This is a genomic window from Crassaminicella thermophila (assembly GCF_008152325.1).
GTDB lineage: Bacteria > Bacillota > Clostridia > Peptostreptococcales > Thermotaleaceae > Crassaminicella_A > Crassaminicella_A thermophila.
In genome coordinates this window covers 1,601,772-1,617,118 of record NZ_CP042243.1, presented here as the reverse complement: position 1 = coordinate 1,617,118, position 15,347 = coordinate 1,601,772, and the positions used below count along the sequence as shown (strand labels likewise).

The following is a 15,347-nucleotide window of genomic DNA, read 5'->3' as shown; positions in this document are numbered from 1 at the left end:
AATAAAATGCATGAAAAAGACTATTTAATTTGGTTAAAAAGTATAAAAGGTGTGGGAAATAAAACTTTAGAAAATTTATTGAAATATTTTAAAAGTGCAGAATATGTATATAAAGCATCTGCTGATGAGCTATTGAAACTTAAAGGAATAAATCATAATATTGTTCATAACATTATAAATAACAGAGATTCAAAAAAAATACTTGAACAAATTAATAATACAAGAAAATATAATATAGATATTTTAGATAGAGAAGACAAAGAATATCCAGAAAATTTAAAACATATATATGATCCCCCTTTTATATTATTTAAAAAAGGAAATATATTAAGTAGAGATATGAATGCTATTGCTATAGTAGGAGCTAGAAAGGCTTCAGCTTATGGAAAATATGTAGCTTATAAGTTTGCTAGTGACTTAGCAAAGAAAGGAATAACTGTTGTTAGTGGAATGGCTTATGGTATTGATACTATGGCGCATAAAGGAGCTCTAGAAAATGGAGGCAGAACAATTGCTATATTAGGATGTGGTCTGGATATTTGTTATCCAAAATCAAATCACAACTTAATGAAAGAAATTGAAAAAAATGGGGCAATATTGTCTGAATATGGAGTAGGAACTAAGCCTTTACCTATAAATTTTCCAGCAAGGAATAGAATTATTAGTGGTATATCAAAAGGAGTAATTGTAATAGAAGCAAATATAAATAGTGGTTCTTTGATTACAGCAGAATTTGCATTAGATCAAGGGCGAGAAGTATTTGCTGTACCTGGGAATATAAACAGTAGTTTAAGTATGGGAACTAATAAATTAATTCAAGATGGTGCAAAGTTAGTGACAGATATAGATGATGTTCTTGAAGAACTTAATATGAAGGTAGATGAAGATAACAATAAAGAATTGATTCAACTTAGCGATACAGAGTCTGAAGTTTATAAGGCAATATTAGCTAATCAGCCAATACATATTGAATTGCTTTTCAAAGAACTAAGATGGAATATTAGTAACATTAGTAGTATTATTACAATATTACAGCTAAAAGGATTAGTTGAACAGTTACCTGGAAATTTGCTAATAGCAAAGTGATTTTACGATTAATATTTTGAAATTTGAAAAGCTTTCTGATATAATTACTATTGCTTCAAAAAATGGGGGTGAAATTGTGGCAAAATCATTAGTTATAGTAGAATCTCCTGCCAAAGCTAAAACAATCGGAAAGTTTTTAGGCAAAAATTATAAAGTTGTTGCTTCTGTTGGGCATGTAAGAGATTTACCAAAAAGCAAAATGGGAATAGATATTGATAATAATTATAAACCTTATTATATAACAATTAGGGGAAAAGGTCCTGTTATTAAAGAATTAAAGAAGGAAGTAAAAAAAGCAAAAAAAGTACTATTAGCCACTGACCCTGATAGAGAGGGTGAAGCTATTTCTTGGCATTTAGCCAATATTTTATCTATTGAAGAAGAAAAATGTAGAATTGAATTTCATGAAATTACTAAAGAGGCAATAAAAAATGCAGTAAAAATTCCTAGGAAAATTAATAAGAATCTAGTAGATGCGCAACAAGCAAGACGTGTGTTAGATAGATTAGTTGGGTATAGTATTAGTCCCCTACTTTGGAGAAAAATTAGAAAGGGATTAAGTGCAGGTAGGGTTCAATCTGTTGCTACGAAAATTATATGTGATAGAGAAAAAGAAATTGAAAATTTTATACCAGAGGAATATTGGAGTATAATAGTATTTTTAACTGTTGAAGATAAAAATGAAAGCTTTGAAGCGAAATTCTATGGTAGTGTTGATAAAAAAATAGATTTGTATAATAAAAATTCTGTAGAAGATATTTTAGAAAAATTAAAGGATGGATTTTTTATTATATCTGATATTAAAAGAAAAGAGAAGAAAAAGAATCCTTATCCTCCTTTTACTACTAGTACACTACAACAAGAAGCAGCAAATAGACTAGGTTTTACAACGAAAAAGACTATGAGTATAGCACAACAATTATATGAAGGAATAGATATCGAAGGAGAAGGGTCTGTAGGTTTAATTACATACATAAGAACAGATTCGACTAGAGTTTCTGATGAAGCAAAGAAAAGTGCTAAACAATATATTATACAAAATTATTCAAGTGAATATATTGATGATGAAAAAATATATAAAACAAAGAAAGAGGCACAAGATGCTCATGAAGCTATCAGACCAACTTCAATAGATAGAAATCCTGATAAAATTAAAACGTCTTTAAAAAGGGATCAGTATAAATTATATAAGCTAATTTGGGAACGTTTCCTAGCAAGCCAAATGAAAAGTGCTGTTTATGATACTTATTCGCTAGATATAACAAATAATGGTTTATTATTCAAAGCATCAGGTGCGAAGCTGGTTTTTGATGGTTTTTTAAAGGTTTATTCATATGTAAAAGTTTCAGATAATGAAATACCTCAGGTTGTAAAAGGACAAAAGTTAGATTTGAAAAATATAGAACCTAAGCAGCATTTTACCCAGCCGCCACCAAGATTTACAGAAGCTTCATTAGTAAAGGAGTTAGAAGAAAAGAATATAGGAAGACCAAGTACATATGCGCCTATTATATCTACAATATTAAGTAGAGGCTATGTTGAAAGAGAGAACAAATCATTGAAACCTACTGAATTAGGAATTATTGTAACTGATTTATTAAAAACATATTTTCCAGATATAGTAGATGAACATTTTACAGCAGATCTTGAAGAGCAGTTAGATAAAATAGAAGAAGATAAATTAGAATGGGTTGAAGTAATTGATACTTTTTATAAACCATTTAGTCAAACACTAAAACATGCAGAAGAAGAAATAAAAAAAATAGAATTAGTTGAAGAAGAAACGGATGAAATATGTGAAGTATGCCAGAAGAATATGGTAATTAAATATGGTAAGTATGGAAAGTTTTTAGCTTGTTCTGCTTATCCAGAATGTCAGCATACAAGGCCATTTGTAAAAAAGATTGGCGTAGAATGTCCACTCTGTGGAGGAGATATAGTAGAAAGAAGATCAAAAAAAGGAAGATTGTTTTATGGATGTGGTAATTTTCCTCAATGTAATTTTATGGTATGGAATAGACCTATTTCTGAAAAATGTCCAACATGTGGATCTCTACTTGTAAAGAAGAATAGAAAAAATGATACCATTATACAGTGCTCAAATAAAGAGTGTAAATATAAAAGAGTTGAAGAAAAGGTATGATAAATCGAAAATTTTATAATTTTTAAAATTTCATATTGAATAAATTAAGAAAATATGATAACATTTCACATGGTTTGTTGAGAAGTATTTTGGAGGTGAAACAATGTTTCACGGTACAACAATTGTAGCTGTAAAAAGGAATAATGATATAGCTATTGGAGGAGATGGGCAGGTTACATTTGGAGAGAAAACTATAATAAAGCATACAGCAAAGAAAGTAAGAAAATTATATAGAGGAAAAGTACTAGTTGGTTTTGCAGGTTCTGTAGCGGATGCATTTACTTTAACAGAAAAATTTGAGGCAAAATTAGAGCAACATAGTGGACATTTAAAACGTGCTGCTGTTGAACTTGCTCAGGAATGGAGACAAGATAAATTTTTAAAAAAATTAGAAGCTATGATGATAGTAATTGATAAAGAAAGTATTTTGGTTATATCAGGTAATGGTGAAGTGATAGAGCCTGATGATGGTGTGATAGCAATAGGATCTGGAGGATCCTATGCTTTGGCAGCAGCAAAAGCTTTATATAAAAATACAAATATGTCTGCAAAAGATATCGTTAGTGAAGCTTTAAATATTGCATCTTCTATATGTGTTTTTACTAATACTCATATATCTATTGAAACCCTTTAAAGGAGTGATACGATGAAAGATCTTACTCCGAGAAAAATTGTTAGTGAACTAGATAAATATATAGTTGGACAAAAGAATGCAAAAAAATCTGTTGCAGTAGCTTTGCGGAATAGATATCGAAGAAGTCTACTACCTGATTATTTTAAAGAAGAAATTAAGCCAAAAAATATATTGATGATTGGACCTACAGGGGTTGGAAAGACTGAAATTGCAAGAAGATTAGCTAAATTGATCGCTGCTCCTTTTGTAAAAAGTAGAAGCAACGAAATTTACAGAAGTAGGTTATGTAGGTAGAGACGTCGAGTCTATGGTAAGAGATTTGGTTGAAACTTCTATTAGAATGACTAAAAATACTAGAATAGAGGAAAAATATAAAATAGCAGAAAGTTCAATAGAGGATAAGTTGTTAGATATTCTTGTGCCATTACCTGAAAAAAATAATACATTTAAAAATCCGTTAGAAGCTTTTTTTGGAAATGTAAATTCTAATTATAATCAAGATATTAACTATGAAGAAGAATTAGCATCAGCAAAATTAAAAAGAGAGAAAATAAGAGATAAACTAAGAACAGGGTTATTAGAAAATGAGATTGTTGAAATCGAAGTAGAAGATAATAGTTCATCTACAATAGAGCTTTTTTCAGGATTGGGAAATGAAGAAATGAATATAAATATCAACGATATTTTGGGAGGGATTTTACCTCCGAAAATAAAAAAAAGAAAAGTACCTTTGAAAGAAGCTAGGAGGATATTATTAGAACAAGAAGCACAAAAACTTTTAGATATGGATGAGATTATTAATGAAGCTATATATAATGCAGAGCAAAATGGGATTATTTTTATCGATGAAATTGATAAAATAGCTAGCAGTGATTACAAAGGAAGTATTGATATTTCTAGGGAAGGAGTACAAAGAGATATACTTCCTATAGTTGAAGGAAGTACTGTTAATACTAAATATGGTCCCGTAAAAACAGATCATATATTATTTATAGGTGCTGGTGCATTTCATGTTTCTAAAATTTCTGATCTTATTCCAGAACTTCAAGGTAGATTTCCTATAAGGGTTCAATTAGAAAGTCTTTCAAAAGAAAACTTTAAAGAAATATTAGTAGCACCAGAAAATGCATTGATTAAGCAATATAAATTGTTATTAGAAACAGAAGGGATAAAAATTCATTTTAATGAAGATGCTATAGATGAAATAGCAAATATTGCATATTTGATAAATGAGCAAACTGAGAATATAGGTGCAAGAAGATTGCATACTGTTTTAGAAAAGTTGCTTGAAGATATATCTTTTGAAATTACAGAATTGAAAGAAGATGAAGTTATTATTGATAGGGATTATGTAAAAAATAAATTAAATGATAAAATCCTTAATCAAGATTTAAATAAATTTATACTATAAGAAAAATTATACAAGGAGGATTCAAATGAGTACTACACTATTGGATAAAACAAGAAAGTTGAACAAAATACTTCAACAATCTGGGAACGTACCTGTTTCTTTTGGGGAGTTATGTAAAACTTTAAGTGATGTGTTAGATTCTAATGTATATGTTGCAAGTAAAAAAGGAAAGGTTTTAGGTATTCACTTAATAGATGATTCAGAAAATCCTATTATCACTGATACTGATACTGGGAATCAAAAATTTCCTGATGAATATAATGAGCAATTATTAAAAATTACTGACACAAAATATAATATTACAGGAGATGAGCTACTCGAGATATTTAAATACGATGTTGAAAGTGTAAATAAATTAGTTACAATCGTTCCAATAAATGGAAGTGGGCAGAGATTAGGGACACTAATATTATCTAGACATGACAAAGAGTTTGTAGATGAAGATTTAGTTTTAGCTGAATATAGTGCTACTATTGTAGGGATGGAAATACTTAGAGCAAAAAGTGAAGAAATTGAAGAAGAAGCAAGAAAAAAAGCTGTTGTACAAATGGCTATTGGAACACTTTCTTATTCAGAATTAGAAGCAGTTGAACATATTTTTGATGAACTTGAAGGAAGCGAAGGGTTGTTGGTAGCTAGTAAAATTGCAGATAGAGTTGGAATAACAAGATCTGTTATTGTTAATGCATTAAGAAAGTTTGAAAGTGCAGGTGTTATTGAATCAAGATCACTAGGTATGAAAGGAACACATATTAAGATTTTGAATGATAAGTTAATAGAAGAGCTAGAAAAACTTAAAAGATAAGATTTATTCTTAACTAAAAAAGTGACATTGTGGTCGCTTTTTTAGTTAGATGAAAATCTTAAAATTTTAAAGGCATCTATAAAATTATAGGTGCTTTTTTATTTTAAATATATAAAAATTATGCAGGTTGCAATAAAATAATTATGAAAACAAATAAAACTGATTTAGTACTGATTACCTAATTATGTAAAAAAATATGCAAATTTATTTAGAATGCATTATAATTATAGTAAAAAGATCAAAAAATGGAATTTTATACTGAAATAATATTGAAAAAAGAAGAATTAGGAAGGAATATATAAACTTATGTCGAAATATAGAAAATTAGAAAAAGAAGCTTTAATAAGAATCTAGCAAATTAAATTTAGAATACTAGCTTTATATATGCGATTTAGGAGGAGAATATGAACATTTTAGATAAGTCGTTTAAACATATTAATATACTAGAAAAGTCAATGAATGCTTCTTGGCTTAGAAACGAGGTTATATCTAATAATATAGCTAATGTAAATACCCCAAAATTTAAAAGAAGCATAGTTAAGTTTGAATCTATTTTAGCTGAAAGGATATCTAACGACCGTATAGAAGTTAAATTAACGCACAAAAAACATTTGCCATTAGAAATAGACATTGATGATATAGAGCCAACTGTTATAAAAGATAGAAAAAGCAAGTATAGAAAAGATGGAAACAATGTGAATATTGATGTGGAAATGGCAAATCTATCAAAGAATACAATAAGATTTAATATGTTAAGTCAAATTGTCTCTCAAAATTTGCGAAAACTTAAACTTGTTGTTAAAGATGGGAGGTAGTTTGTATGAGTATATTTAACTCAATTAACGTAAGTGCTTCAGGATTAACTGCTGAAAGATTAAGAATGGATATTATATCTAAAAACATCGCAAATGCTAATACAACTAGGACTAGCAATGGTACACCATATCGCCGGCAGGTTCCAATTTTTAAGCAAGCTAATGCTAATTTTTCACAAATATTAGAAAATGTAAAAAGAAGAAGTAAAATTGGAGGTGGTGTTGAGGTTGTTGCTATTGAGGAAGATAAAACACCATTTAAAAAAGTATATGATCCAGGACATCCTGATGCAGATAAAGATGGGTATGTGCAAATGCCTAATGTAGATATTGTTAGTGAAATGATTAATATGATTTCAGCAACAAGAGCTTATGAAGCAAATGTTACAGCTATGAATGCTACAAAAAGCATGGCAATGAAAGCGCTTGAAATAGGTAGATAGTATAATAAATGGAGGATTTATACATGAAGATAAGCAATATCATAAACACTTCAACAAATATATTTAATAACAAAGGAAAGAAGGAAGAAAGAGATTTTTCCACTTTTTTGAAAGATGCGATAAAGAAGGTAAACGAATATGAATTAGATTCACAAAGACTTAACATGCTTTCTGCACTTGGACAGATTGATAATATACATGAGGTGATGATAGCCGCTGAAAAATCAGAAATTGCTTTACAGTTTACGATAGAAGTAAAAAATAAAGTTCTAGATGCCTATAAAGAGATAATGAGGTTACAAGTATAAAATGACAGTAGGACTATGGAATGAGGTGACTAAATGGGCAGTACGCTAGAACAGATGAAAGCACAACTAAATGAATTTTATAAAGGACTTAATAAATCTCAAAAAATTAAAATTGGTATCAGTGGGCTATTAGTTATAATTAGTATGGCATTATTACTACATTTTACTTCGAAGCCTGAGTATGTAGCTTTGTTTAGTGAGTTAACACCAAAGGATATTGGAGAAGTAACAGCAAAACTTGATGAAATGGGAATACCATGGAAAGATGATGAACTAGGAACAACGATATTAGTACCAAAGGAATACAAGAATAAGGCAAAAGCGAAATTAGCTGTAGCTGGTTTACCAAAGGAAAGTTTTTCTTATGACCAAATTATTAATAGTAGCAGTTTAACAATGACTAATGAGGAAAGAAAAAAAAGATATTTAATTGCACAAATGAATGCTTTAGCTAGAACGATAGAAGAAATTGATGGAATAAAGACAGCAATGGTAAATTTGAGTGTAGCTGATGATACAAATTTTTTGATAAAAGATCAAGAGTCAAAAGCGTCTGTATTTGTTGAATTAGAAAAGGGAGCAAATCTTTCAAAGGATCAGGTAAATGGAATTGTTATGCTTATAGCAAATGGAGTAAAAGGTCTAGAACCTGAAAATATATCAGTAGTTGATAATAAAGGAAAATTGCTTAATAAGCAGTTAAATAACGATACGTTTGATGCGTCTACTCAATTAGGATTACAACAACAAGTACAAAGGCAATTACAAGAGAGTATAACACAATTTCTTACGACTGTTTATGGTCTAGGAAACGTAGCAGTTATGGTTAATGTGAAGCTTGATTTTGATAGTGAAGTTACTGATATTAAGGAATTCTCACCTCCTATTAAGGATGAGATGAATGGACTTATTAGAAGTATGAGTGATCTAAAAGAACAGGTAACTAATAGTAATGAAGGTGGAATTCCTGGAACAGATTCTAATACTGATGATATTACACAGTATGTCGAGAATAGTGACAGTGTGTCTAAGTATGATAAAGCAAGTAAAACTATTAATTACGAATTAAATGAAATTAATAAGAAATTAGTAAAAGCACAAGGACAGATAAAAGATATAACAGTTGCAGTTTTAATTAATACAAAAGTGTTACCAAATCAAGAACTAACAGATGAGCATAAAGAAGAAATTATTAATCTTGTTTCTGCATCAGCTGGTTTAGATACGAAAGTTGTTGAAGTAATGGCAAGAGAATTTGATACAACTTTGGCTGATCAGATTGCAAGTATAAAGGATACTACTGAATCTTCTAGAGCTATTGGCAATATACCATTATGGTCTTTAGGTGTATTAGGTGCCTTGCTTATTGGTGCTATAGGATACAGTATTTATCATTTAAGACGTAGAAAAAGAGAAATGGATGATATATTGCAAGATCCTATTTCAACAATAGAAGAAGAGATAGGAGAAATTGAACTTGAACCAAATGAAAAGTCAGGCTATAAAAAACAAATAGATAAGTTTGTTGATAAAAATGCTGAAGTAGTAGCACAATTATTGAAATCATGGATAAACGAAGATTAGGAGTGTAGTATATGGTGCGTAAAATGGAATTGAGCGGAAAAGAAAAGGCAGCAGTATTATTGATATCCTTAGGGCCAGATAAATCAGCCCAAATTTTTAAGCACCTTCAAGAGGAGGAAATTGAGGAATTAACATTAGAAATTGCAAATATGAGAAAAATTTCACCTGAAGAGAAGGAAAAAGTGTTAGAAGAGTTTTATCAAATTTGCTTAGCTCAAGAATACATTTCTGAAGGAGGCATTAACTATGCAAAAGAAATTTTAGAAAAAGCGTTAGGAGCACAAAAAGCTTTTGATATAGTTAATAAGTTAACTGCTTCTTTACAAGTTAGACCATTCGATTTTGTAAGAAAAGCAGATGCAGGTCAATTGTTAAATTTTATTCAAAATGAACATCCACAAACTATTGCGCTAATACTTTCTTATTTAAGTCCACAACAGTCAGGACAAATATTATCTGCTTTACCACAAAACAAGCAAGCAGAAGTAGCAAAACGTATCGCTACTATGGATAGAACTTCTCCAGAGATAATTAAAGAAATTGAGAACATTTTAGAAAGTAAATTATCTTCTATGGTTACCCAAGATTACACTTCAGCAGGAGGAATACAAACAATTGTTGATTTGCTTAATTCAGTTGATAGAGGAACGGAGAAGTTTATTATGGAAACTCTTGAGATTGAAGATGTTGAATTAGCAGAAGAGATTAAGAAGAGAATGTTTGTATTTGAAGATATTGCTGCATTAGATAGTACATCTATTCAAAGGTTTATACGTGATGTAGATAATAATGAATTAGCTGTAGCATTAAAAGGTGCTACTGAAGAAGTTCAGGACATTATATTTAGCAATATGTCAAAACGAATGGCAGAAATGATCAAGGAAGACATGGAATTTATGGGGCCTGTACGACTAAGAGATGTTGAAGAAGCACAACAGAAAATCGTTAATACTATTAGGAAACTTGAAGAAGCAGGTGAAATTGTTATATCTCGTGGAGGAGGGGATGAAATAATTGTCTAGAATTGTTAAATCCTCTTTTGTAAAAGTAGGAGATAAAAAGGAAATAGGAATAGAAAAAGTATCCTTAGAAGATTCGTTAGAAATAAATGAAAAAAAACATATACAAGAGGAAGTTTCTTATGAAGATATTTATAAAGAAAAAATGTTAGAAATCGAAGAAGTAATGAATAAAAAGATAGAAGAGGCTGAAACACAAGTACAAAGAATCATTAGTGATGCTTATGAAGATGCAAAACAAATATATGAAAATGCAAAAAAAGATGGATTTCTATTAGGAAAATCAGAGGGATATGAAGCTGGTAAAAAGGAAGCAGATGTGCTTATAAAAGAAGCTTTAGATATAAAAAAGGAATTGTTAAAAACAAAAGAAAATATGGTAAAAGAATTGGAAAAGGAAAGCATAGAGCTTGTTATTAATGTTGTAGAAAAAATATTAAATACAAAAACTGAAGATTCTTACGAAACGATAATTGGACTTGTAAAATCAGGATTAAGCAAATGTGCTTATACAGAGTCATTGGTTATAAGGGTCAGTCCAGATGATTATGAATATGCAATTAATGTAAAAGATAAAATACTATGCTTAGTAGAAAATGTTGATGAAATAAATATTAAGCAAGACCCATCTCTTAAAAAAGGGAGTTGTGTTATTGATACAGCTTCTGGGAGCATTGATTCAAGCATAGAAACGCAATTTAATCAGATTAAATCTTTATTCTATGAAATATTAGAGAGCGAGTGAGACATTAAGAATGCTTAGCTTAGCTAAATATAAATATGCACTTAAAAATGCGAATCTGATCAAATATAGCGGGAAAGTTTCTCAAGTTATAGGATTAACAATAGAATCATTAGGACCAGCTGTAAAATTGGGAGAACTTTGCTATATTTATCCGTTGAAAGGTACAATTCCAATAAAAGCTGAAGTTGTTGGATTTAAAAATGAAAAAGTATTACTAATGCCACTTGGCGAAATGGATGGTATAGGACCAGGTAGTAAAGTTATTGCAACAGGGGATATGCTTACTGTAAATGTTGGAGAAGAGTTACTTGGCCGTATACTAGATGGACTAGGAAACCCTATAGATGATATGGGCAGATTTAATAATACAAAAAAATATTCTGTAAACAATCAACCACCTAATCCTCTAAAAAGAAAAAAAATTGAAAAGGTTTTATCATTAGGAGTTAAAGCTATTGATGGATTATTAACCTGTGGTGTAGGACAAAGAATTGGAATATTTGCAGGTAGTGGTGTAGGAAAAAGTACACTGATGGGAATGATTGCTCGAAATACTCAAGCAGATGTAAATGTGATAGCTTTAATTGGGGAGAGAGGAAGAGAGGTTAGAGAATTTATAGAAAATGATCTTAAGGAGGAAGGATTAAAAAGATCTATACTAGTAGTGGCAACTTCTGATCAACCAGCATTAGTAAGAATGAAAGGAGCATTAATTGCAACTGCTATTGCTGAATATTTTAGAGATATTGGAAAAAATGTCATGTTGCTTATGGATTCATTAACGAGATTTTCTATGGCACAAAGAGAAGTTGGGTTAGCAGTTGGGGAACCACCTGTTACAAAGGGGTATACTCCTTCAGTTTTTGCAGCTTTACCGAAGCTACTTGAACGATCTGGAAATTCAGATAAAGGTTCTATTACAGCTTTATATACTGTTCTTGTAGATGGAGATGATTTAAATGAACCTATTACAGATACAGTTAGGGGTATATTAGATGGGCATATTGTTTTATCTAGGAAATTAGCTAATAAGAATCACTATCCTGCTATAGATGTACTTGCAAGTGTTAGTAGAGTAATGCCAAATATTGTAGATGATGAGCATAGAAAACTTTCAGATAAGTTTAAAAACATGCTAGCTGTTTACAAAGAAGCTGAGGACATTATAAACATAGGTGCTTATGTAAAAGGAAGTAATCCTAAAATTGACAATGCAATTAGTATGATAGATGAACTAAACAGTTATTTAAAACAAGGAATCCATGATAAATTTGATTACAATGATGCAGTTGAGCAAATGAAAAATATAATAAAATAGAGGTGTTTCTGTTGCGAAGATTTCGCTTTAGATACCAAAATCTACTAGAAGTGAAAGAGAAATATGAAGATATAATAAAAAGAAAGTTAAATGAAGCACAAATTAAATTTGAAGAGGCAAAGAAGCAATTAGATATATTGGAAGATAATAAAAAAAAATATCAGGAAAGTATAAATTTGAATGTAAAAAAAGGCGTAGATATTGGATATTTAAGAATGCATGATTTATTTTTAATGAATTTAAAAAGGGAAATAAGAAAACAGATAGAAGTTATTGAAGTATGTAAAGATGAAGTTAATAAATGTAGAATGGAATTAATGAAAGCGTCTAAAGAAAAACGGATATTTGAAAAGCTTAAGGAAAAAGAAAGAGAAAATTTTCATTATATAGAGAAAAAAGAAGAAGATAGTCTTATAGATCAACTAGTAACTTTTAAGAATTACAAGAGCAATTAGGGGGTAATAATGGCAAATTCTAAAGCAGTTGATAAAGAAACAAAAAAGATGGGTATAGGAAAAATAGTATTAATAGTTTTGATTGTTTTTACTACTATTCCTGTTATGATTATGAGTATAATATATTTTACAAATGAAGATTTTAAGTTCATTGCAAACAAATATTTAAGTAATATAGCAGGTCCAATTGGAATGTATTTTGAAAGTTATCCAACAAGAGAAGAAAGGGAGGAGCAGAAAAGAGAAGTTGCAAAGTACTTAGTAGGGTTAGATATTGAAAGTGCTTCAGATAAATTGACGATTATTCAAAAAGAAGATGAGAAATTATATCTAGACTTAATAAAGATTATGACACAAATGGATGCAAAACAAACTAATAAAATATTTGAGCGTGTACGACAAAATTCTATTAAAAAAGATATTTTAGTATCTACATTAGAACAGATGAAACATGATCAAATAAAGAAATTGCAAGACAAGGCAAAATATTATGAAAATATTTCATTGGTAAATGCAATTGATGAAATTAAAAATAATTTATTGAATGAAATAGTTTCTTATAAAGAAATGGGTTTAATTATAGAACAAATGAAAGAGGAGTTTGCTGCAAAAATTTTAAAAAACTTAGATAAAGAAGTAGCATTAAGACTTTTATCAAATTATGAGTCTAATGAGAAAAGAAAAAAAATGAAAAAGATATTAAGTAAAATTAATGATAGAGAAAAGGAATTAATAAATATTGCAAATATATATAATTCTGAAAGGGCTGATAAATTATTAAGTGATATTGGGAACGACAAAAAATATAAGCTAAATGAACTTTCAATCATATATAGAAATATGAATATGATACAAGCAGCTCAAGTTCTTTCTAAAGTTGAAGATAAAGATTTTACTTATAGACTTTTAGAACAAATGAAGATAGATGAAATGCTAGCAAAAGGAAATGATTTATTGACTCCAGATATAATGAATGCTGTAAAAGTATATCGAGAATATAATAAAGAGATTGATGATCTTGTAAAAGTTTTCGGAAAAATGGAATCTAGGGAAATTGGTAATATGATTACAAAATTATTTAAAAGTCGAAGTACACCCAAAAAATATACTTTTGATAATGGTGATCAAATAGTTATTTCTGATCAAGATATTGCAATAAGTATTTTAAAAAAGTTAAAGGAGAAAACTGTAGCAGATGTACTTACAACTATAGATAAAAATTTAGCTTCTGAAATTTCAAAGAAATTGGCTTTACCATAGAAGAAAGGAGGTGAAGAAGTGAATCCATTAATAATAAGTACTAGTCAGCAATTGAATAGTATGCAACAAATAAATAATAAAAAGAATTCTTCAGAAGATAATAATAACCAAAGTTTTGATGATATATTGAATAAAAAAGTGGAAGAGATTAAAGAAGATGGATTAGAAAAATTAAGTAATACTATTACAAATGAAGAAAAAAATATTCAAAGTGAGTCAATAGAAAAAAAGGATACAAGCTTAAATGACAAGGATGCCAGAGCAGAAGATGTAACAGAAGATATTATAAACCTAATTGCTTTTTTATATAACTGTATAAATGAATCAAATAAAAATTATAAAAATGATGAATGTCAAAATGATGAAGAATTTACTTATGAAGAACTTAAAGTACAATTATTATCTGCTATAGATAATGCATCTCAAAGTATATCATCGAACAAAGAGCTTCTTGGTTTGCTAAACGATTTTAAAATATTACTTGAAGATGAAAATATTAAAGTACAGACAGAAGATTTTGAAATTGTATTTTCTAAAATTAAAGACTTGTTAACAATAAATAAAAATGAAGCCACAGATATACTACCGAGTGAACTACCAAAAATTAATTTAACAGAACTAAATACTAATGATAATGAAAATAAAACTGAAAATATTGATAAAAGTGAAGTATTTTCAAATATACATAATAAAACGGACTCAAACACAGAAAATGAAACAAATATGTTTTATAATAAAGAAAAAGATACAAAAAATGGATTTTTTGCAAGTAAGAATCAGAAAGTTTTAATCAGTGATGAATCTATTAAAGATGTGAATGTACAATACATCACGCAAAAAAATATACCTATAATGGAAAGCATTAAGACGGAGATAACAAATCAAAATAAGCCGAATTTCTATAATATTTTAGGACAAGTTGTTGAAAAAGCGCAGGTTTTAATAGGTGATAGAGCTTCTGAAATGACACTTCAATTGAAGCCCGATCATTTAGGAAAATTATCTATGAAAATAGTAGTAGAAAGAGGGATTGTTGTTGCAAATATTGTAGCTGAGAATCAAGCTGTAAAGGAAGTTTTAGAATCAAATTTTAATTTATTAAAAGATGCACTGAATGAAAAAGGATTTGGTATTCAGGAGCTTAATGTAAGTGTTGGACAAGATTCTAGCTTTAAGGAACAACAAAGCTTTATGAAATTTAAAAAGAAGCATACAGGGAAAATAGCTTTAAATAAAGCAGAATATGAACAATCAATATTTATAGGAACTATAGATGAAATAAGCGATAGAAATTCAACAATAAATCATTTAGGATAGGGGG

The 15,347-nt window shown here is 29.2% G+C and carries 14 protein-coding genes and 1 pseudogene; all 15 read left to right on the top strand.

From position 1 onward, the window contains the following. Positions 1-6: 6 nt before the first annotated feature. The 15 genes and pseudogenes from dprA to FQB35_RS07725 all read left to right on the top strand — a co-directional run bounded on the left by dprA (position 7) and on the right by FQB35_RS07725 (position 15,343). Positions 7-1,086, top strand: a complete 1,080-nt coding sequence (dprA, locus tag FQB35_RS07795) for a DNA-processing protein DprA (RefSeq protein ID WP_148810797.1) — start codon at positions 7-9, stop codon at positions 1,084-1,086. 76 nt (positions 1,087-1,162) lie between these two features. After that, positions 1,163-3,229 (top strand): type I DNA topoisomerase, encoded by a 2,067-nt coding sequence (gene topA, locus FQB35_RS07790; protein WP_148809441.1) that lies wholly within the window; start codon positions 1,163-1,165, stop codon positions 3,227-3,229. A 103-nt stretch (positions 3,230-3,332) separates the two neighbouring features. Beyond that, a complete protein-coding gene (gene hslV, locus FQB35_RS07785) occupies positions 3,333-3,863 on the top strand; it encodes an ATP-dependent protease subunit HslV (protein ID WP_148809440.1) in 531 nt (176 codons plus the stop codon). Positions 3,864-3,875: 12 nt separating this feature from the next. Then, a pseudogene (gene hslU, locus FQB35_RS07780) lies at positions 3,876-5,274 on the top strand (ATP-dependent protease ATPase subunit HslU). A 25-nt stretch (positions 5,275-5,299) separates the two neighbouring features. Continuing rightward, complete coding sequence (codY, locus tag FQB35_RS07775; protein ID WP_148809439.1) at positions 5,300-6,079, top strand: GTP-sensing pleiotropic transcriptional regulator CodY; 780 nt, start codon at positions 5,300-5,302, stop codon at positions 6,077-6,079. A 404-nt stretch (positions 6,080-6,483) separates the two neighbouring features. Continuing rightward, a complete protein-coding gene (gene flgB / locus FQB35_RS07770) occupies positions 6,484-6,894 on the top strand; it encodes a flagellar basal body rod protein FlgB (RefSeq protein WP_148809438.1) in 411 nt (136 codons plus the stop codon). A gap of 5 nt (positions 6,895-6,899) precedes the next feature. Then, complete coding sequence (gene flgC / locus FQB35_RS07765) at positions 6,900-7,337, top strand: flagellar basal body rod protein FlgC (RefSeq protein ID WP_148809437.1); 438 nt, start codon at positions 6,900-6,902, stop codon at positions 7,335-7,337. A 23-nt stretch (positions 7,338-7,360) separates the two neighbouring features. Then, a complete protein-coding gene (gene fliE, locus FQB35_RS07760; protein ID WP_168198284.1) occupies positions 7,361-7,645 on the top strand; it encodes a flagellar hook-basal body complex protein FliE in 285 nt (94 codons plus the stop codon). Positions 7,646-7,678: 33 nt separating this feature from the next. Further along, positions 7,679-9,229, top strand: a complete 1,551-nt coding sequence (gene fliF, locus FQB35_RS07755; protein WP_148809435.1) for a flagellar basal-body MS-ring/collar protein FliF — start codon at positions 7,679-7,681, stop codon at positions 9,227-9,229. A gap of 11 nt (positions 9,230-9,240) precedes the next feature. Continuing rightward, positions 9,241-10,251, top strand: coding sequence for a flagellar motor switch protein FliG (gene fliG, locus FQB35_RS07750; RefSeq protein WP_148809434.1), 1,011 nt, complete (start codon positions 9,241-9,243; stop codon positions 10,249-10,251). Then, complete coding sequence (locus FQB35_RS07745) at positions 10,244-10,993, top strand: FliH/SctL family protein (protein WP_148809433.1); 750 nt, start codon at positions 10,244-10,246, stop codon at positions 10,991-10,993. Before fliG ends, FQB35_RS07745 begins: the two co-directional genes overlap by 8 nt. 10 nt (positions 10,994-11,003) lie before the next feature. Next, complete coding sequence (fliI, locus tag FQB35_RS07740; protein WP_148809432.1) at positions 11,004-12,311, top strand: flagellar protein export ATPase FliI; 1,308 nt, start codon at positions 11,004-11,006, stop codon at positions 12,309-12,311. Between the two features lie 11 nt (positions 12,312-12,322). Then, positions 12,323-12,766, top strand: a complete 444-nt coding sequence (fliJ, locus tag FQB35_RS07735) for a flagellar export protein FliJ (protein ID WP_168198283.1) — start codon at positions 12,323-12,325, stop codon at positions 12,764-12,766. A gap of 9 nt (positions 12,767-12,775) precedes the next feature. Further along, positions 12,776-14,026 (top strand): hypothetical protein, encoded by a 1,251-nt coding sequence (locus tag FQB35_RS07730; RefSeq protein WP_148809430.1) that lies wholly within the window; start codon positions 12,776-12,778, stop codon positions 14,024-14,026. Positions 14,027-14,044: 18 nt separating this feature from the next. Further along, positions 14,045-15,343 (top strand): flagellar hook-length control protein FliK, encoded by a 1,299-nt coding sequence (locus FQB35_RS07725; protein WP_148809429.1) that lies wholly within the window; start codon positions 14,045-14,047, stop codon positions 15,341-15,343. The last annotated feature ends 4 nt before the right edge of the window (positions 15,344-15,347 follow it).

What these genes read in the sequence shown, in the direction of transcription:
- flgC (WP_148809437.1), top strand. Translation starts at nt 6,900, where the DNA reads ATGAGTATATTTAACTCAATTAACGTAAGTGCTTCAGGATTAACTGCT.
- codY (WP_148809439.1), top strand. Translation starts at nt 5,300, where the DNA reads ATGAGTACTACACTATTGGATAAAACAAGAAAGTTGAACAAAATACTT.
- fliI (WP_148809432.1), top strand. Translation starts at nt 11,004, where the DNA reads ATGCTTAGCTTAGCTAAATATAAATATGCACTTAAAAATGCGAATCTG.
- fliE (WP_168198284.1), top strand. Translation starts at nt 7,361, where the DNA reads ATGAAGATAAGCAATATCATAAACACTTCAACAAATATATTTAATAAC.
- hslV (WP_148809440.1), top strand. Translation starts at nt 3,333, where the DNA reads ATGTTTCACGGTACAACAATTGTAGCTGTAAAAAGGAATAATGATATA.
- flgB (WP_148809438.1), top strand. Translation starts at nt 6,484, where the DNA reads ATGAACATTTTAGATAAGTCGTTTAAACATATTAATATACTAGAAAAG.
- FQB35_RS07730 (WP_148809430.1), top strand. Translation starts at nt 12,776, where the DNA reads ATGGCAAATTCTAAAGCAGTTGATAAAGAAACAAAAAAGATGGGTATA.
- dprA (WP_148810797.1), top strand. Translation starts at nt 7, where the DNA reads ATGCATGAAAAAGACTATTTAATTTGGTTAAAAAGTATAAAAGGTGTG.
- fliF (WP_148809435.1), top strand. Translation starts at nt 7,679, where the DNA reads ATGGGCAGTACGCTAGAACAGATGAAAGCACAACTAAATGAATTTTAT.
- fliG (WP_148809434.1), top strand. Translation starts at nt 9,241, where the DNA reads ATGGTGCGTAAAATGGAATTGAGCGGAAAAGAAAAGGCAGCAGTATTA.